Annotated in this window: 14 protein-coding genes; 8 read left to right on the top strand and 6 right to left on the bottom strand. The window is 69.5% G+C overall.

All coding sequences use genetic code 11. From position 1 onward, the window contains the following. Nucleotides 1-163 precede the first annotated feature (163 nt). The gene (gene pglW / locus O7623_RS03755; protein ID WP_282227186.1) at nucleotides 164-4,927 is read left to right on the top strand and encodes a BREX system serine/threonine kinase PglW; all 4,764 of its coding nucleotides are present in this window, start codon (nucleotides 164-166) and stop codon (nucleotides 4,925-4,927) included. Between the two features lie 195 nt (nucleotides 4,928-5,122). After that, nucleotides 5,123-6,109 (top strand): DUF559 domain-containing protein, encoded by a 987-nt coding sequence (locus O7623_RS03760; RefSeq protein ID WP_282227187.1) that lies wholly within the window; start codon nucleotides 5,123-5,125, stop codon nucleotides 6,107-6,109. Between the two features lie 30 nt (nucleotides 6,110-6,139). Here O7623_RS03760 and O7623_RS03765 read toward each other — a convergent pair whose 3' ends face one another. Continuing rightward, entirely contained in the window at nucleotides 6,140-6,874 is a 735-nt protein-coding gene (locus tag O7623_RS03765) for a hypothetical protein (protein ID WP_282227188.1), read from the bottom strand. Nucleotides 6,875-7,157: 283 nt separating this feature from the next. On the opposite strand from O7623_RS03765, the gene O7623_RS03770 reads away from it, so the two are divergent. From O7623_RS03770 to pglX, 3 genes are all read left to right on the top strand, one after another. Then, nucleotides 7,158-8,066: a hypothetical protein gene (locus tag O7623_RS03770; RefSeq protein WP_282227189.1), complete on the top strand. Its 909-nt coding sequence runs from the start codon at nucleotides 7,158-7,160 to the stop codon at nucleotides 8,064-8,066. A 105-nt stretch (nucleotides 8,067-8,171) separates the two neighbouring features. Further along, nucleotides 8,172-9,422, top strand: coding sequence for a hypothetical protein (locus O7623_RS03775; RefSeq protein WP_282227190.1), 1,251 nt, complete (start codon nucleotides 8,172-8,174; stop codon nucleotides 9,420-9,422). 119 nt (nucleotides 9,423-9,541) lie between these two features. After that, nucleotides 9,542-13,132 (top strand): BREX-2 system adenine-specific DNA-methyltransferase PglX, encoded by a 3,591-nt coding sequence (pglX, locus tag O7623_RS03780; RefSeq protein WP_282227191.1) that lies wholly within the window; start codon nucleotides 9,542-9,544, stop codon nucleotides 13,130-13,132. 109 nt (nucleotides 13,133-13,241) lie between these two features. Here pglX and O7623_RS03785 read toward each other — a convergent pair whose 3' ends face one another. The 3 genes from O7623_RS03785 to O7623_RS03795 form a co-directional block, all read right to left on the bottom strand. Then, nucleotides 13,242-13,421, bottom strand: coding sequence for a DUF397 domain-containing protein (locus O7623_RS03785; RefSeq protein ID WP_282227192.1), 180 nt, complete (start codon nucleotides 13,419-13,421; stop codon nucleotides 13,242-13,244). Beyond that, the gene (locus tag O7623_RS03790) at nucleotides 13,418-14,203 is read right to left on the bottom strand and encodes a helix-turn-helix transcriptional regulator (protein WP_282227193.1); all 786 of its coding nucleotides are present in this window, start codon (nucleotides 14,201-14,203) and stop codon (nucleotides 13,418-13,420) included. The genes O7623_RS03785 and O7623_RS03790 overlap by 4 nt, the downstream gene beginning before the upstream one ends. A 163-nt stretch (nucleotides 14,204-14,366) precedes the next feature. Then, a complete protein-coding gene (locus O7623_RS03795; protein ID WP_282227194.1) occupies nucleotides 14,367-15,815 on the bottom strand; it encodes a PepSY domain-containing protein in 1,449 nt (482 codons plus the stop codon). Between the two features lie 66 nt (nucleotides 15,816-15,881). Between O7623_RS03795 and O7623_RS03800 the strand changes: the two genes are divergently transcribed. Beyond that, complete coding sequence (locus O7623_RS03800) at nucleotides 15,882-16,484, top strand: DUF5134 domain-containing protein (protein WP_282227195.1); 603 nt, start codon at nucleotides 15,882-15,884, stop codon at nucleotides 16,482-16,484. A 111-nt stretch (nucleotides 16,485-16,595) separates the two neighbouring features. Here O7623_RS03800 and O7623_RS03805 read toward each other — a convergent pair whose 3' ends face one another. Both O7623_RS03805 and O7623_RS03810 read right to left on the bottom strand, forming a co-directional pair. Continuing rightward, nucleotides 16,596-16,775 (bottom strand): DUF397 domain-containing protein, encoded by a 180-nt coding sequence (locus O7623_RS03805; RefSeq protein ID WP_282227196.1) that lies wholly within the window; start codon nucleotides 16,773-16,775, stop codon nucleotides 16,596-16,598. Continuing rightward, nucleotides 16,772-17,557: a helix-turn-helix transcriptional regulator gene (locus tag O7623_RS03810; protein ID WP_282227197.1), complete on the bottom strand. Its 786-nt coding sequence runs from the start codon at nucleotides 17,555-17,557 to the stop codon at nucleotides 16,772-16,774. The genes O7623_RS03805 and O7623_RS03810 overlap by 4 nt, the downstream gene beginning before the upstream one ends. Before the next feature lie 349 nt (nucleotides 17,558-17,906). Here O7623_RS03810 and O7623_RS03815 point away from each other — a divergent pair, with 349 nt between their 5' ends. Further along, complete coding sequence (locus O7623_RS03815) at nucleotides 17,907-18,371, top strand: hypothetical protein (protein ID WP_282227198.1); 465 nt, start codon at nucleotides 17,907-17,909, stop codon at nucleotides 18,369-18,371. Next, entirely contained in the window at nucleotides 18,364-18,633 is a 270-nt protein-coding gene (locus tag O7623_RS03820) for a hypothetical protein (RefSeq protein WP_282227199.1), read from the top strand. The genes O7623_RS03815 and O7623_RS03820 overlap by 8 nt, the downstream gene beginning before the upstream one ends. Nucleotides 18,634-18,844 lie beyond the last annotated feature (211 nt).

Consider the following 18,844-nt stretch of genomic DNA (forward strand, 5'->3'; position numbering starts at 1 on the left):
CACCGGGGCCGCGTCGTTCCGGCCACCCGATGTGTTGATCGACTTCGCCTGGTCGACTCGACACGCCGACACCCTGTCAGATCACCCGCATTCGATCATGACCAACCCGGCCAGCGGGGACGGCCTGCCGACCCAGGTTGCCCCGGCCCATAGGATCGCAGGCATGCAGGAGGGCCGGTGGACGTCGATCACGCCGTCGCAGTTCGCACACGAGCGCGAGGCGCTGGCGCACCTGCAGGGGCTGCTGCCCGACACCGAGCCGTTCCGGGCCTGGTCGAACTTCACCTTCACCGCTGACACCGGGCACCCGTACGAGGTCGATCTGCTGGTCGCCACGCCCGGCGGGCTGCACCTGATCGAGATCAAGAGCTTCACCGGCCGGCTGATCTCCAGCGGGTCCAACTGGATCCACCAGCAGCCCGGCGGTGGTGTGCACACCCTCGACAACCCGCTGCACTTGGCCGATGCCAAGGCGAAACGCCTCAAATCACTTCTGCAGGCGGCTGCGGCGGCCAGCGGCGGCGGGCGCGGCAACCGGATCCGGGTGCCGTTCATCCAGGCGGCGGTCTTCCTCAGCAAACCCGGCCTGAAGGTGGCCCTGTCCGACCACCACCGGCACAACGTGTACGGCCCGCAGCCGCCCGCCGACCGGGAGACCGCGGGCCGCGAGCCCGCCGTCGGTGGCGGCAGCAGCAGCGGTGACCTGCCGCCGATCGGCACCGGCCTGCTGCTGCGCCCACCCTGCGACGAACGCCACCGGGTCACCCCGGAGCTGTCCCGCGCCCTGCCGGGGCTGCTGGAGAAGGTCGGCATCGCCCGCAGCCGCCGCCACCTGCAGATCGGCTCCTGGGAGCTGCAGCCCCGCCCCTTCGACGTCGGCCCCACCTGGCAGGACCACCACGCCACCCACCGGGAGCTGCCCCGGGAGCGCCGCCGGGTGCGGATCTACCTGGTGGAACGCAACGCGGTGCAGGCGCAGCGGGCCAGCATCGAGCGCGCCGCCCGCCGGGAGATGCGGGTGCTGCACGGCATCAGCCACCCCAACATCGTGCAGGTCGACGCGATGGAGCCGCACGAGGCCGGCCCGGCGCTGGTGTTCCGCCACGACCCGCGCTGGCTGCGGCTGGACCACTACCTCGCGCAGTACGGCGACCGGCTCGAACCGGCCAGCCGGGTCACCCTGATCCGGCAACTGGCCGAGACCCTGGCGTACGCCCACGGCCGGCACCTGCACCACCGGGCGTTGTCGGCGCGCAGCATCTTCGTCACCCCGGCACCGGCACGGGGCGGCCGGCGGCGCGGCAACGACGAGGACGGCTGGCTCTGCCCGCAGCTGCTGGTCAGTGACTGGCAGGCGGCGACCCGGGCCGCTGACGGCGCGGGCAGCGCCACCGTCGGCACCGCCGGCACCGGCTCCGACGAGCCGATCCTCGCCTCCAGCCACGCCGCCGATCATCTGGAACGCTCCGCCGAGGCGTACCTCGCCCCCGAGTTGAGCTCACCGGCGCCGGACCCGGTGGCGATGGACGTCTTCGGGCTCGGCGCGGTGGCGTACCTGATCCTGACCGGGCAGCCGCCGGCCGGCAAACGCACCGAACTGCTCGCCCGGCTCGCCAAGGAGAACGGTCTGCGGGCGTCGGCGGTGACCGACACGGCCTCGCAGTTCGCCGACGAGCTGATCCAGGCGGCGACCGCACCGGTGCCGACCCAGCGGCTGACCACGGTCGCCGAGTTCGTGGAGATGCTGGAGGTGGTCGAGGACGAGCTGACCGCCCCCCCGTCGCCGCCGGCGGCCACCCCGACGGCACCAGCGGACGCCACCAACCCGGCGACCGGCACCGCCACGGATCCGAGTCGACCGGAACCGAGTCGACCGGAACCGGAGCCGGTCCAGCAGCCGGTCCAGATCGATCCGCTGGAGGCGCGGCCGGGCGACACCGTCGGCGAGTGGACGATCACCAAACGGCTCGGCACCGGGTCGACCTGCCGGGCCTTCCTGGCCCACAACGACCGGACCGGCCGCGACGAGGTGCTCAAGGTCGGCCTCTCCGACGAGAAGGCCGCCCGACTGGCCCGCGAGGCCGAGGTGCTCGGGCCGCTGACCGACTCCCGGGTGATCCGGCTGGCCCGGCCCGATCCGCTGCGGATCGGCAACCGTACGCTGATCGTGCTCGAACACGCCGGTGAGCGGACCCTGGCCCGGCAGCTGCGCGACGAGGGCCGGCTCACCGTCGACGAGCTGGAAAACTACAGCGACTACCTGTTCGGCGCGCTGGACTACCTCGAAGGCGAAGGCGTCTACCACCGCGACATCAAGCCGGACAACATCGCCATCCGGATCCGCACCAACCGGACCCGTCAGCTGGTGCTGTTCGACTTCTCGTTGGCCGCCGTGTCGGTCAAGGAGATCACCGCCGGTACGCCGCGCTACCTCGACCCGTTCCTCGGCACCGCCGAGCGGCCGGTGTTCGACCGGTCTGCCGAGTGGTACGCCCTGGCGGTCACCCTGCACGAGATGGCCTCCGGCGAGCTGCCGGTCTGGGGCGACGGGGCCACCGAGCCGCAGTTGACCGAGGGCCCGCCGCTGCTGGCCGCCGAGGCGTTCGACCCGGCGATCCGCGACGGCCTGATCGCCTTCTTCGAGGAGGCACTGCACCGCGACGCCCGGCGCCGGTTCAGCTCGCTCAAGGACATGCGCGACGCCTGGCAGCGGCTGTTCCGCCAGTCCGACGCGAGCGCACCGGCCGGCACCGACCATCCGGAGCCGGTCGACGACGAGATCGACGCCGACGCTGCGGCGGCGGCCCGCGACGAGGCGGCGACCCGGGCGACCCGGGCGACGGCGTTGGAGTCCGCCGGACTGACTCCCCGGGCGATCTCCGCCGCCCACCGGCTGGACGCCAACACCGTCGGTGACCTGCTCACGGTGGCGCCCCGGCTGGCGCACCTGCGGGGGCTCGGTGCCCGTACCCGACAGGAGCTGCAGCGCCGGGTGAAGGAGTGGCGGGCCCGGCTCGGCGAACGGGAGCCGGTGGCTGCCAGCCAGGCGGAACGCCGCGCCGCCTCCGCCGAAGCGACCCCGGCCGCCGTCGGCGCCGACGGCGACGTGGAGCTGCTGCGGGTCGGCCTCGACGCGATCGCCGCGCTGCTGGTGCCCGCGCCGAACACCCGTAACCCGACCGAGGCGCAGGCCACCCGGCTGCTGCTGGCCCTGCCCGATGCCCGTGGCGTACTGCCGGATCTGCCGCCGTGGCCTCGGCAGCCGCTGGTCGCCAAGGCGGTCTCGGTCACCCCGGGCCGGATCGCGCAGATCCTCGGCAAGCAGCGCCGCCGGTGGCGCGGCCTGCCGGTGGTACGCAGTCTGCGTACCCAGGTGATCGGGTTGCTGGCCGACAGTGGCCGGGTGATGTCGGTCGATGAGTTGGCGGCTGCGTTGCTGGCCAGCCGAGGTTCGGTGCGCACCGGCGAGCAGTTGCGGATGGCGGTGGCCCGGGCGGCGGTGCGGGCGGCGATCGAGATCGACGCGTTGGAGGAGGACCAGCGCCTGCTGCTGCGCCGGCACAGCGACACCCACCCCGGGTCGGCCGGCGACGGCGGCACCGCCGCAGGCCCGCAGCAGGCGGACCGGCAGCCCACGGTACGGGAGCCCGCAGCGGCGGCGGACCGGCTGCTGGTCGCATTGGAAGCCGGCGACGAGGACCCGCCGGACACGCCGACCGCGCCGGCGCTGCTGGACTACGCCGACGCGCTCGGCCGGGCCGCTGACCGGCTCGCCGACAGTGAGGTGCTTCCTAGCCCGGCGACGGTGCTGCGTACCCTCGCCGGGGTGAGCGCCCCCGGAGGCGCGGCCGAGGTGGTCGACGAACGCCGCCGGGTGACCCTGGCCGCCGCCGCCGCCCAGCGGGCGGCGGCCAACGCCCGGCTGGAGATCTACCCGAAGGATCTGTCGCCGGTGCGGGCGTTGCGGCTGTCCCAGGCCGGTGTGCTGCCGGCGGCCGGCCCCGGCCAGCCGACCGCACCGACTGACGCGCCGCCCACCGGGTCGACTGACGCGTCGGGCGTCATCGGTTCGGTGCCCCGGCAGGCGACATTGACCGCCGAGCAGATCGCCGCCCGGGTGCGCGGCCGGTTCCCGGAGCTGGCTCCGCTGCCGCCACCGGCGCAACTGGACAAACTGCTCGCCCAGGCCGGCTTCGACCTGCGGATGGTCGGCGACGTGTGGGTGGCCCCGCCCCGTCCACTGTCGTCGTCGATGTCGATCATCCGGCGTCGGTCGTCGGCGTCGACTCCGACGACGTCCTGGCTGGCCGACTCACCGGAGTTGGCGGCGGCGCTGCGCGCCGAGGAGCGGCTGTCCGCTCCCGGTGACGGTTTCCGGGCGTTGACGGTGCGGCTGAGCCGCTACCCGGCCGCCGCCGACGAGCTGGTCCGCCGCTTCGGCGCCCGGCCGGTGAGCGTGGCCGACCGGTTCCTGCGGCACCTGCGGGCCCTGGTCGACTCGCGTCCGAAGCCGACCTGGGCCACGGTGCTCGGCGCGGACCTGGCCGAGCCGGGTTCGCGGGCGGCGCTCAAACTCGGCGAGTACGTCGACGAGGCGTGGCAGCGGGCCCTGCCCGAGCTGCTGGCCGAACTGGGTGCGACGACCCCACCGGCTGACTCCGGCTCACCCGCTGCGTCCGGCTGGTCTGCCGGGCCGCTGCTGCTGTATGACGCGGCACCGTTGGCCCGCTGGCGGTCGATGCCCCGGCTGGACACCCTCGCGGAGGCGGCCCGCTCCGGTGCGGGCACCCTGTGGCTGCTCTGCCCGGCCGAGGATCCGCAGGCGCTGCCGAAGCTCGACGGTGAGGTGGTGCGGGTCAGCGAGAACGAGTGGATCCCGCTGCCGGACGCCTGGGTGGCCAACGCCCACCGCAGCGTGGCGGCCTGACCCGCCCGGCTCCTGCTGCCTGCTCCCGCCTCGGGTCGCCTCGTGATCCACTTCGCCTGGTCGACTCGCCACGCCGACACCCCGTCAGATCACCAGCATCCGATCGCGGCAACCCCGTCCACAGGCGTCCCGGTTGTCCACAGACCACCCTGGTGACGGCAGCGCCAGCGCGGCTGGGCGGGCACCCTCGGCGGCATGGACCCGCAGCTGCGTACCCTGCTCGACCGCAACCACGGCGTGCTCTGCCGGCGCGACGCCGCCGAGGTGGTGCCGTCCTGGGCGATCGACGTGGCCCGCCGTGAAGGGCGGGTACGCCGAATCCTGCCCGGCGTGTACGCCGACACCCTGCTGCTCGGCACCGCTGCCGCCACCGGCACCGCTGCCGCCGCCGGCGCCGGCGACCCCGGCCGGTTCCCGGCCGCCGGGCTGGGCGGGCTCGACCCTGCACGGGCCCGGCGGGCGGCGCTCGGCTACGCCGACGGGCGGGGCGCGTTCAGCCACCTGACCGCGCTGCACCTGTGGGGGCTGTGGCAGCCGGCAGCTGGCGAGCCGGTGCACCTGACGGTCCCGGCGACGGTACGGCTGAGCAACCACCCCGGGCTGGTGGTGCACCACGTACGCGGGTTCAGCCTCGACGCGCCGGACACGCTGACCCGGCATGGGGTGCCGGTGACCCGGCTGGACCGGGCCCTGGTGGACTCGTGGCCGCTGCTGCCAGCGGGGGAGCGGCGCGGCCCGGTGATCCAGGCGGTGGCGGGGCGGCACAGCACCCCGGGGCGCATCGGCGCGGCGCTGGCCGGTGCGCCGAAGCTGCCCGGCCGGGCGCAGCTGCGGGAGCTGCTGGGCAAGCTTGCGGCGGGCTGCCACAGCCCGTTGGAGATCTGGGGCCACGACCACGTCTTCACCGGTGCCGGGATGCCGCCGCTGCGCCGGCAGGTGCGGGTCAGCGACGGGCGGCGCACCTGCTATCTCGACGTGTACGCCGAGGCGCAACGGGTCGCGTTCGAGTTGGACGGCGCGAGTGCGCACGGCGCGCCGGGTCAGCGGGAGGTGGACCTACGCCGGGACGCCTGGCTGGCCACGCTGGGCATCCAGGTGGTGCGGTTCAGCCACCGGCGGCTGGTGCACGACACCGCCGAGGTACGTCGGGAGATCCTCGCCGTGCTGGCTGCCCGCCGCTGACCGGCCACCCCCGTCAGCCAGCCCGCGCTTCTAGTCGTCTTCAAGCAGTGCGTACGCCTGCTGCGCGGTGAAGCCCTCACTGAGCAGGGTGGTGTACGGATCGGCGACGTCGCCACGGAACGTCCGGTCGCGGCCTAGCGGGTCGAGTGTGTAGACGTGCACCTTGGTGCCTTCACCGGCCAGGCAGTCATTCTCGTGACAGGAGACCCAGTCGGGGAAGAAGAACTCCGAGCCGAAGTAGGCCCAGAGCTTCGGCGGCCCGTCGTTGGCGTCGGTCGGCCAGCCGAGCACAGGCTCCTCGGTGGGGCTGGGTGACGGGGTCGGCGACTGTGTCGGGGTGGGCGTCGGTGTCGGTGCGGGTGACCCGGTGGGCGTCGGGGTCGGCGACGGCGTGGGAGACCAGATGGGCGTCGGCGACTTCTCGTCCTCGGGGCGGAGCTGGCCGCTCGCCGAGGGCAGCCACACCACCAGCGCGACGGGCAGCATCAGCACCAGGAGCAGCAGGGACCACGGCAGCGGTACGGCAGCCCGGCCCTGCCGGACCCGTGTCTGCTGCGCCGCGTACCACCCCCAGGCGACGACGGGGGCGAGGATCGCGGAGATCGGGGCGAAGATCGCCACCCCGTCGACGCCGCCAGCGGCGTAGCCGATGAGTGTGCCCGCCGCGATCACGACGGGCACGATGACACCGAACACCTCGGGCAGCGACGGCAGGCCGCCCGGTGCCGGTGGAGGGGTGCCCGACCCGCTGTCAACATGCCCCATGATCACTTCCTGTGCCCGGCCCTTCGCAGATCATTGTGGCCGAGTCGCTGGCGTGCTCCGCGACCAGGGGCGGCCCGGCACCACCGTGGCCCAGCACTGCGGCTCAACTCGTGATCCACTACCGCGAAACCACAGTTGATCCACTTCGCCTGGTCGACTCGACACGCCGACGCACGTCAGATCAACAGCATCCGATCGTGAGGACTCCACGTCTATCGTGGTCCCCACTGGCGATAGACAACAGACTGGGAGCGCCGAGGTGCCGTCAGCGGGTGACACCAGCATGAACGCCTCAGCGGATGGGCAGGGGCAGGTGTTTCAGGCTGGGCGGGATATCGTGATCTCCGGTCAGCCGCACGCAAATGTCCGCAAGCTGACAGTGCTGAACGTCGCGGCAGCGGCGCAGGTCCTCACCGAGATGGCGGCCAGCGCCGACACCCTTGACGAGGCAGTGGTGATCGTCGCGGACATGGAACCGGAGGTGGCGGCGAGTCGTCTCGCGGCGATGCCGCCGGAGTCGGCCGCGCAGATCCTGGCCCGGATGGACCACCAGCTGGCTCGCCAGCGGTTCACGAAGCTTCCGATTGACGCGGCCACCACCATCGTGAGTCACCTGCCAACCCGGTTCGCAGCCACGCTTGCCGCTGAGCTTCCGCTGTTAGTCACAATGCGGCTGCTCGCCGGGCTGGAATCCACAAGGGTGACGGCGATTCTGACGGAGTTGCCGGATCCGCTGGTAGCAGAGTTACTGATTGAGTATCCCATGAGGTTTGCGAACGAGATATTCGTCCCGATCTCCTCGGCCTATCGATTCTATTCGCACTGTGGGCGTTGGCTGATGGGGCTGCCGGATGCGCAGGCCGCCCGGGTGGTGGCTACGGCACCCGCTGAGGCGACCGCCGCGACCCTCGCAGAGATGCCGAGTACTTTCCTGGCCGAGAAGGGGCCGACGCTGCTGTCCGGGGTGGACAGCAACTACCTGCAGACGGTGCTCACCTTCCTCAGGCCGGTCTGGCTGGCTGGCGCGCTGCTGAGCGGCCTGGCGGATGACTGGGTGGCCGCCGCCCTGGCGGGTATGCAGGAGACTCGGTGCGCGGTGCTGCTCGCTCAGGTCCCCGAGGAGCGGGCCGCTGAAATCGTGCGGCAGATGCCGCAGACGGAGCAGCAACGCATCAGGCCTCACCTGTGGTAGGACGCTGGACGGCGGCGCGTCGGTAACGCCGGTGTCTATGGTGGTCGCCATCAGCGACCGATGATTGGGCGGAGGGTCGACGTGTCGTCAGTAGGTGACACCAGCATGAACGCCTCAGTGGATGGGCAGGGGCAGGTGTTTCAGGCTGGGCGGGACATCGTTATCTCCGGTCAGCCGCACGCGAACTCCCGCAAGCTGACGGTGCTGAACGTCGTTGCGGCGGCGCAGGTCCTGACCGAGATGGCGACCAGCGCCGACACCCGGGACGAGGCTGTGGTGATCGTCGCGGACATGGAGCCGGAGGTGGCGGCGTTGCGCCTCGCGGCAATGCCCCCGGAGTCGGCTGGGCAGATCCTGGCCCGCATGGACCACCACTTGGCCTGCCAGCGGCTGCTGGGGATTCCATCTGACGAAGCCGCCGTCTTGCTGGCTCGCATGCCACCGCAGCAGGCAGCAGAGTTGGTTACCAGGCTCCAGCCCGAGACCTCACTGCAGCTGCTGTCACTGATGGAACCCGAACAAGCAGCCAGAATCCTTGCGCAGATTTCGGTCGTTTCAGCGGCGGACCTCCTCTGCGAGCTTCCGAGGAGTCCCGGGCTTGATGTGGACGTGTCAGAAATCATGATGTCGATGCCGGTCGGCAAGCTGCTGGATCTGCTAGTTGAAATGCCGGTTCCTGAGTCAATGGGTCTTACGACATTGCTGGAGCAAGATCGAGTCGTGGACTTGTTTGATCAGTTGGAGGTGTCGACGGCGGCGAAGCTCCTGGACAGGTTATCCTTGGACTGGATCGGTCGCCGTCAGATGAAACTGGCACCCTACGACTGGAGCGCCGAGGAGCTTGAGAGTGACTGCCTTGGAGTCTTGCTGATTCTCCTGTCGAACCTGTGTGGCCCGGCCGAGAGGCGGTTATTGGAACTGCTTGCGGCGATGTCTGCCGAGGCGACCTCCGATTTTCTCGCCTTTGCCGGTGATTGGGACCATTCCCATGCCTCGCACCTGCTTGCCTCGATCCCGGTTGATCACGCCGCACGGGTGTTGGCCGCTTCTCCCGCCCACCTTGCGGCGACATGGCTCGCGGTGTTTACGGATGAATTGCTGGCCGAACGTGGGGCGGTTCTCCTGTCGCAGGTCGCGGACGAGTATCGGTCAGAGCTGCTCGCTGCGATGCCGGCCCGGCGGGCCTGTCACGTTCTGGCCGGGCTCGCGGATGACAGGGCGGCTGCTGCCCTTGCGGGTCTGCCGGATGGCAGGGCCGCTGTACTGCTCGCGCTGGTCGCCGAGGAACGTGTCGCACAGATCCTTGAGCAGCTCCCGGATAAGACACGGGCGACTTTGGTTGAGCACCTGCGGTGAGCCGATCGTCCGGAAGGTTGAGTGACGGTGACCATCGTTGGACATCAGGGGCCGTCATCCGGTGACGCCACCCGGCTGGGCGGTGCCGGGTGGGGTGGCAGGGGCACTAGAGTCGTGCCGTGATCGACCGAAAACTGCTACTTGCTGACCTGAAGAACCAGGTGAAATCGCTGGAAAACGACCTGCGGGGGCAGGTCGACGCGGTCGAGGAGGTGCGCGACCGGCTGGAGGGCGAGTACCACCGGGCCTTCAAGATCGGGCGTACGGCGGCGACCTGGGCCGTGTGGCGCGATGAGCGGGTGACGCAGGCCGCGGTGGCCTGGGTGCTCGGCAGCGTGTTCGTCCGCTTCTGTGAGGACAATTCGCTGGTGACCGATCCGTACCTGGCCGGGCCGGGGGAGCGGATGGTGATCGCCGAGGAGGCCGAGGCGCAGTTCTTCCGCGACCAGCCACATGAGACGCTGCGCGGCTGGCTGCTGACCGCCTTCGACGCGATCGCCGCCAGCCAGGCCGGCCGGTCACTGTTCGACAAACGGCACAACCCGCTCTACCAGATCCCGCTCTCACACGACGCGGCGAAGTCGCTGGTCGCGTTCTGGCGGACCCGGGGTGCGGACGGCGCGCTGGTGCACGACTTCACCGACCCCGACTGGGGTACGCGGTTCCTCGGTGACCTCTACCAGGATCTGTCCGAGGCGGCCCGCAAGACGTATGCGCTGCTGCAGACCCCGGACTTCGTCGAGGAGTTCATCCTCGACCTGACGTTGACCCCGGCGATCGACGAGTTCGGCCACGACGTGGTCAAGATGATCGACCCGACCTGCGGCTCCGGGCACTTCGTACTCGGCGCGTTCGACCGGCTGCTGAAGCAGTGGGAGCGCCACGCCCCGAACCGGGACCCGCAGGAACGGGTCCGGCTCGCCCTGGACGCCGTGCACGGCATCGACATCAACCCGTTCGCCGTGTCGATCGCCCGTTTCCGGCTGCTGATCGCCGCGATCCAAGCGTGCGGCTTCAAGTCCCTCGCCGACGTCGCCGGCTACACCTTCCCCATGCACCTGGCCGTCGGCGACGCCCTGATCAAACACCGGGCCGGCACGCTGTTCGGCGAGGACCCGATGGTCGAGTTCGCCTACGCCACCGAGGACATCGACGAGCACCCCGGCATCCGCGAAGTCAACCGCTACCACGTGGTGGTCGGCAACCCGCCCTACATCACCGTCAAGGACAAGGGCCTCAACGAGGCATACCGGGAAATGTACGACGCCTGCTCCGGCAAGTACGCCCTGTCGGTGCCGTTTGCGCAGCGCTTCTTCAACCTGGCCAAGTCGGGTGGGGGCGACGGCAAGAGTGCGGGCTTCGTCGGGCAGATCACCGCGAACTCGTTCATGAAGCGCGAGTTTGGGAAGAAGCTGATCGAGAAACTCTTCGCGATCGACGTCAACCTGACCCACGTCATCGACACCTCCGGGGCTTACATCCCCGGTCACGGTACGCCGACGGTGATCCTGGTCGGCCGCAACACCAACCGCAGCCGCCCCGGCACCATCCGGACCGTCATGGGCATCCGCGGCGAGCCCAGCGCCCCGGAGAACCCGAGCCGGGGCCACGTCTGGCGCGCCATCGTCGACCAGATCGGCCAGCCCGGCTCCGAAAGCCAGTGGGTCAGCGTCGCCGACACCCCCCGCCCACAGTTGGCCACCTTCCCCTGGAGCCTCACCGGCGGCGGCGCCGGTGACCTTTCGGCAGTGCTGGAAGCACGGAGACACGCCCGGCTTCAGGACCGGATCAGCGGTGACATTGGGTTCGCTAGCTTCCCGGGCCAAGATGACGCCTTTTTCGCTCCCCCGAGTTGGTTTGCGCGGAAGTCTGTATCGGCTGGGCTGCGTCGCCCACTGGTAATCGGCGAGATCGTGCGCGACTGGGATTCACCTAGCCGCGACCATGCGTTGGCCCCTTACGACTCTGAACTCAATCCAGTTGCCTTGGATGCGAGTAAATCATGGGGCCGCCATCTTTGGTCGCTGCGGCGCACGCTCGGGTCGACGACTGGATTTGGCGGAATGACTAGGGCGGAATCAGGGGAGCCTTGGTGGACCTGGTATCGCTGGGTTCCTGAACGTTACCGGGCGCCGTTGTCGATCACTTTTGCGTTTGTGGCGACGCATAATCACTTTGTGTTGGACCGGGGTGGGAAGGTCTTCAAGCAGTCGGCGCCGGTGATCAAGTTGGGGGAGGGGGCATCGGAGGAGGATCACCTGCGGTTGCTTGGCGTACTCAACAGCTCGACGGCGTGCTTCTGGCTCAAGCAGGTCAGCCACAACAAGGGTCGGCCAGGGGCGGAGCAGGCGGGCGCGGATGAGCCGTGGGAGCATCGCTACGAGTTCACGGGGACGAAGCTGCAGGAGTTTCCGTTGCCGGCGGCGTACCCGTTGGGGGTGGCTCAGCAGATCGACTCGCTGGCGCAGCGGCTCGCGGCGGTGAGCCCGGCGGCGGTCGCCGCCGAGAGCGTACCTACCCGGGACCGGTTGGCGGCGGCGCGCGACGAGTGGCATTCGACGCGGGCGCGGATTATCGCGTTGCAGGAGGAGCTGGACTGGCAGGTGTACCAGCTCTACGGCCTGCTCGATGAGGAGTTCACCGCGCCGGCCGGGTCGGTGCCGGAGCTGCGGGCGGGCGAACGGGCATTCGAGATCTTGCTAGCCCGGCAGATCGATTCTGGTGAAGTCGAGACCACGTGGTTCAAGCACCACAATCACAAATTCCAGCCGATCACCGAGATCCCGGCACACTGGCCGCAGGAGTACCGGGCGGTGGTGCAGCGGCGGATCGACATCATCGAGAGCAACCGCAACATCGGGCTGATCGAGCGGCCCGAGTGCAAGCGGCGCTGGTCCACCGACGGCTGGGACAAAATGGAGCAGGCCGCGTTGCGGGACTGGCTGCTGGACCGGTGCGAGGCGCGCGAGTTGTGGTTCCACACCGTCGACGGGATGGAGCAGCCGCGTCCGTTGACCGCTGCTGGGCTGGCCGACGAGTTGCGCCGCGACGCCGATGTGCTGGCGGTCGCCCAGCTGTACGCGCCCGGCCAGGATCTCGGCAAGGTCATCGTCGACCTGGTCGCCGACGAGCACGTGCCGCACCTGGCAGCGCTGCGCTACAAGCCGTCCGGTCTGGTGAAGCGGGCCGACTGGGAGCAGGTGTGGCAGCTGCAGCGCGAGGAGGACGCCCAGCCGGACGAGCCGGCGAAGAAGCGGGTACGGGAGCGGATCCCGGTGCCGCCGAAGTACACGTCGGCGGACTTCGTCAGGAACAGCTACTGGCGGCACCGGGGCAAGCTGGATGTGCCGAAGGAGCGGTTCATCTCGTACCCGGGGGCCAGCCGCGACGGTGACCCGACGCTGCTGCTCGGTTGGGCCGGCTGGGACCACCGGGAGCAGGCGCAGGCGCTCGCCACCTTGATCGTGGCCCGTGAGCAGGAGGACGGCTGGGACGCCGATCGGCTGCTGCCGTTGGTCGCCGGTCTGCGTGAGGTGCTGCCGTGGGTGAAGCAGTGGCACGGCGAGTTCGACGCGGAGTGGAGTGCGTCGCCGGCCGATATCTATGCCGGCTTCCTCGACGAGACCACCAACCGGCTGCACCTGACCGACGAGGCGTTGACCTCGTGGCGTCCGCCGAAGGCGACCCGGGGCCGCAAAGCGAAGGCGTGACGTAGCAGCCGGTAGGGCGAGGCGTTGACAGAGTCCGGCTCACTCCCGCAGTCGCGGGCAGTGGCCGGGCTCGGTCAGCGTTGGTGCTGCTTGGCGAACCGGTACGGGCTCAGCGGTCGGTGCTCACTGCCGCGACGAATGCGCGCCACGAGGCCGGCGCGAAGGCGAGGGTGCCACCGTCGCGGTCCTTGGTGTCCCGCACGTACACCCGACCGGGGAGGTTCTCCGCCACTTCGACGCAGGCCGTGGTATCGGATCGGGTTGACGTGTGCCAGTTGGCGCGACTCATGTCCACTTCTCGGCCATCCTCATGATCAGTTCTCGGCTCTGCCCACTTGAGAGAGTATGCGCGCGGATGGACTCCCAGTCCCGATCAAGCTCCGCGACGTCGTCGGGCGACTCGACCACTTTGCCTCCCAGCCGGCCCTCCACGTATCCGACGCCTCTCGCTTCAACGGTGGCGATGGCGAACGGGCCGTCAAGCCCAGGGTAGGCCCCCGTCGTGGTCGGCACCACATGCACGATCGCGTTCGGCCGGGTGGAGGCGACGGCCAGCACGGTCAGCTGCTCCCGCATCACCTCGGCATCACCGACCTCCCGGTGCAGGACGTTCTCATCGAGCACCGCGACCAGCCGGCACGGCTCCGATTCCCGGTTCAGGATCTCCTGGCGGCCAAGTCGGGTGGCGATCGCGGAGTCCTGCGCGGGACCGACGACGTCGTACGAGGTGAGTAGCGCACGTGCGTAGGCCTCGGTCTGCAGCAGACCCGGCACGACGAGGGGCTGAAACAGCCGGATCATGCTGGCACGGGCTTCATAGTCCACGAACTCGCGGAACCAGACGGGGTCGTTTTCGCCGATGACGAACTCGCGGTAGAACTTCATGAACCCGGTGCCGAACACCTTGTCGACCATGCCCAGGTAGTTGGGCAGGGCGGGGCGTTCGCCGCGCTCGATGGAGCCGACGTGTTTCGCGGAGAAGTGGACGCGCTCGCCCCACGACTCCTGGGTGAGGCCCATCGACTCGCGCACTCGCCGTAGCTCCGATATCAGGTACTCGCTGCCGCTCACAAGCCCCTCGCATCCCTCGGATTCCCTCGTGCACGCAGCCCAGGAGTCGCGCGAAGCGTCCTGTGCGTGTGGTCGCCATTCATCTTGCTCCACGAGTCGCGATGAGTCCAGGGTGGATTCCGTTGCTGTGGACAGCTGCCAAGGTCGGCTTAGTAATTGATCTTCAGACCGTGCCGAAGAAGGACTTCAGCGCGGGCACCCGGCGGATGAGGAACTGGTCCAGCGCCAGGATGACCAGCAGCGAAAGACCGAACAAGGGCAGAAAGACGCCGAGTACGACCATCGCGGCGAGCAGCGTCCAGTTGCCCCAGACGGGGAGCTTCGCCCGTGGCGCGGCGAGCCCGGCGGCGGTGCCCCGGCGCGTCCACCACATCATCGGACCGGTGACGCACATGAAGATCACGGCGAGGCAGAAGAGCGTGGACATGATCGTGTTGACGGTGCCGAGGCGGCGGCCTTCGTGCAGGGCGATCCCGTGGGAGACGACCTTCGCCATCGCGCTGTAGTCGTGGTAGCCGTACTGACCGACCACCTCGCCGCTGTACTGGTCGACGTGGATGGTCATTTCCTGGCTGACGTCGGATTCGGCGGGGTTGCCGACGTCGTACCACTGGCTGCTCATCACGCTGAACACGCCGGTCTCGCCCTCGGGGTAGAGCACGAGGTACGGCCCGGGGGCGTCCTGGGCCTGGGCTGCGGTGACCGCCCGGTCGATCGAGATCGGGGTGCCGCCGCCGGTGCTGCTGCCCGGCGGGGCGTTGCCGGAGGCCCACCCGGCAGGGGCCGACTGACCGTCGGAGTCCTCGATCTGCTGCCGGATGGTGGACTCGGCACCAGGGTCCGCGCCCCACAGCCCGGAGCCACCGTTGACGGCGATCTGCTGGGCCTGGGCACCCCACACGCCGGTCCAGGGCAGGCCGGAGACGACGAGCAGCAGGATGCCGAGGCCGACGGGAAGCCCGACGAGTGCGTGGTAGATGCGGAGCCGGGCACCACGCTTGCCCTTGGCCTGTGCGCCGCTGCGGGAGCGGCGGCCGAGGAAGAAGATGATGAAACCGGTGATCGTGAGCACGATGGCCCAGGAGGCACCGAGCTCGACGATGCGGTCACCGATGCCACCGTCACCGATCAGCAGGTCGCCGTGGATGCGCTCGGCCCAGGTGGAGATGAGCTGGTCCTGGCTGAGCTCACCGGTGACCGTGGCGGTGTACGGGTCGACGTAGATGTTGGTGCTGCCGCCGCCTTCGAGTTCCGCGACGAACAGGGTCGCCCGGTCGCCGATCCCGTCCTGCACGGACAGGATGGGGCGGTCCGGGAACGCCTCGCGGACGGCCGCCTCCTGGGCCGACAGCGCCGCTCGTTGCGCGCCGTCAGCCACCGGCACCTGCAGCACCCCGGGATGGGCCAGGGAGTCGACCTCGGCCCGGAACATGTAGGTCATGCCGCTGACGGCAAGGCAGAACAGCACGGGAATGACGAGTACGGATCCGTAGAAGTGCCAGCGCCAGAACGCGGCGAACCAGTTGGTCTTGCGTGGCCGGGCCGGGGACGGGGGTGCCTCCCCGGGCGGGGTATCCCCGGAGGGCGGTGTCTCGGCTTCTACGGTGGTCATCGCGGTGGACCCTTCCCCTGATCAGCACGTTGTTCGGCGGCGCGGCCTGTGGTACTAGCTAGAGTCGTGCTGGAGACGCCCTGGGTTCCCGTCCTGACGATCGTTTTTCTGCTGACCGGGCTCGTCTGCGTCGGTGACCTGGCGATCCGTCGCCGTAATGTGCCGCGCGAGCAGGCGTACTCCGATGCGGAACTGATCGATATCAATCACGCCGTGATGAGCGCCGCGATGATCCTGATGGCCTGGCTGATGGTCGATGGCGTGTTCGCCTGGGCGCAGGTCGCCGTCTTCGGCATCCTCGCCTTCGCGTTGCTGCCCGCGTACCTGCGGGCGCGTGGCACGTCGGAACGGGTCGACGTGCTGGGTCACGTCACGCAGAACGTGGCGATGATCTGGATGCTCGCGGCGATGCCGATCCTCATGTCGGAGATGGCGGTCGGCGGTGCCTCCGGGCACGTGCACGGGGTAGCCGCTGCCGGCGCGGTGCCCACACCGACCCCGGCGTGGGCGGACATGACGAACGTCGTCTTCGTGGTCCTGAGCGCGACCGGGGCGCTGTGGTGGCTGTACCGCGCCGCGACGACGAGGTCCGGCCACCGGCTGCATCAGCTGAGCTGCGCCGTCATGGGTGCAGGCATGGCGACGATGCTGCTGCTGATGAACACCTGAGACCGGCCGGCGGTACGGATCAGCCCTCTGTCCGGCCCTGAAACGAGGGCCGGACAGAGGGCTGCGGTGCGTGGTTGCCGGGGGCCGGTCAGTTGCCGGCTGGCCGGTGGTTCAGCGGTTGACGGTGACCTCGGCGACGAACGACCGCCAGGCGGCCGGAGCGAAGGCCAGGGTGCCGCCGTCGCGGTCCTTGGTGTCCCGGACGTACACCCGACCAGGCAGGTTATCGGCGACCTCGACACAGCCGCTGGTGTCGCTGTGCGTGCTCTTGTGCCAACGTGCAGCGGTCATGTCCACTTTTCCGCCATCCTCATGATCACGTCTCGGCTCTGATTCCCGGGCAGAGCGTACTCCCGCACGGCCTCCCAGGTCCGTTCGAGGTCTGTGATGTCCTCAGAGCCTTCGACTACGCGGCCTTTGAGATGACCTTCGAGGTAGCCGACTGATCTGCCGTCCACCGTCGCGAGCGTGAACGGGCCATCCAGCCCCAGGTAGGCGCCGGCGCTCGTCGGAACGACGTGTACCCGGATGGAAGGCAATTCGCTCGCGGCGACGATCGCGAGCAGTTGCTCACGCATGATCTCCGGTCCGCCGATCTCCCGATGGAGCATCCACTCGTCCATCACAGCGACGAGCTGACAGGGGTCCGGCTTGCGGTGCAGAATCTCCTGCCGAGTGAGTCGTGTGCCCAGTGCTACTTCCAGGTCCTCGTCCCTTGCGCCGTAGGCGGTGAGAATCGTTCGTGCATACGCCTCGGTCTGAAGCAGTCCAGGGACTGCGAGCGGTTGAAACACGCGTAGCAAGCTGGCCTGCCGTTCGTGTTCGATGAACGGTCGTAACCAGACTGGCGCGTGTTCGCCGATGACGAACTCGCGGTAGAACTTCATGAACGCGGTGCCGAACACCTTGTCCACCATGTTCAGGTAGTTGGGCAGGGCGGGGCGTTCGCCGCGCTCGATGGAGCCGACGTGCTTCGCGGAGAAGTGGACGCGCTCGCCCCACGACTCCTGGGTCAGACCCATCGACTCGCGCACCCGCCGTAGCTCCGATATCAGATACTCGCTGCCGCTCACAAGCCCTCGCATCCCTCGGGTTCCCTCGTGCACACGCGGCGGGACATCGCCGCCGGGCGTCCCCAATGCGTGTGGTCGCCATTCATCTTCCTTGACGAGTGCCGGGGCGTCCAGCATGGATTTCGGTCTGTGGATAGCTTCAAGATCAAATCGATATTGATCTTCGTGCTGTTATCAGACGGGCGCTACTAATCGCAAGCCTTTCGCATCCCCCAGTTTCCCTCGCGGTGGCTGGTGTTCGCGGCATCGGACTCCCGGCGTGCACATGCTCGCCGATGCGGTTTCGCCGACCACGACTACGAGTCCAGGGTGGATGTCTCGACACATTGGCTATTCGAGGAGGATCTTGGTGGTGCACAGGAACGACGGGATCGGCGGGACACCCCGGCTGGCCCGCTACACGTCGATCGGGACGCCACGGCGTACCGATGCGACCCCGAACCGGCCGCCGCTGCCGCGACGGACGCCGGGGGAGACGGACATCGGCCGCGACCCGCGCTTTCGGCTGACCGCCGCCCGCGCGGTCGACCCCGCTCTGACCGGCGCGGTCGACGCCGCGCTCGACCCCGGCGACACCGTGGTGGCGCAGGCGGTGCACCAGGCGCGGCTCGACATCGCCGAACACCTGCCGTCGGCGCGGTTCGGGGAATGCCGCACCTGCGACGTCGCCGCGCCGTGCCGGCCGTTGCAGCGGTCGCTGGTCATCCTCGACCGTTGGGACCCGGGCAAGGCCCGGCGGGTGCGGGCAGTGCTGCAACTGTCCGGGCTGATGCCGGACGGCTACCCGCACGGGCAGGACGACGCCGATGACTGACCAGCCGCTGCGGATCGGCGAGACGCTGCACCTGGGCAAGGCCGACTGGGTGTACGGCGACTGTTCGATGCGGGTACGGGTCTCCGACATCCGCTACGGCCACGACAGCGACGAGTCGCCGGTGATCGGCATCCTCGCCACGATCGTCGGCGGTGGACGCGACGGCCGGATGGTGGCGATCGCCGTCTACAAGCGGTCGTTGACCCACCCCGGGGTGCGGGAAGCACCGCGTGCCGTCAACGGCACCGACCCGTACCAGTGATAGAAGTCGGATGCGGCCGGCGCGGCGCTGACACCCGTCGTCGGTGCCTGCCGTGCCGGCCGCGTCGGCGGGTGTGGCGGGATTGTCAGCCCGGCGGCGCTGACCGAACGGACACGGTCAGGTTCCGGAGGGACCTGTTTCCTTGAGTTGCTGCCGATACATCTGCATAGTCGCGATACGGCCCAGATCGTCTATTCGTCAGGGGGACCGT

This window comes from Solwaraspora sp. WMMD791 (assembly GCF_029581195.1).
GTDB lineage: Bacteria > Actinomycetota > Actinomycetes > Mycobacteriales > Micromonosporaceae > Micromonospora_E.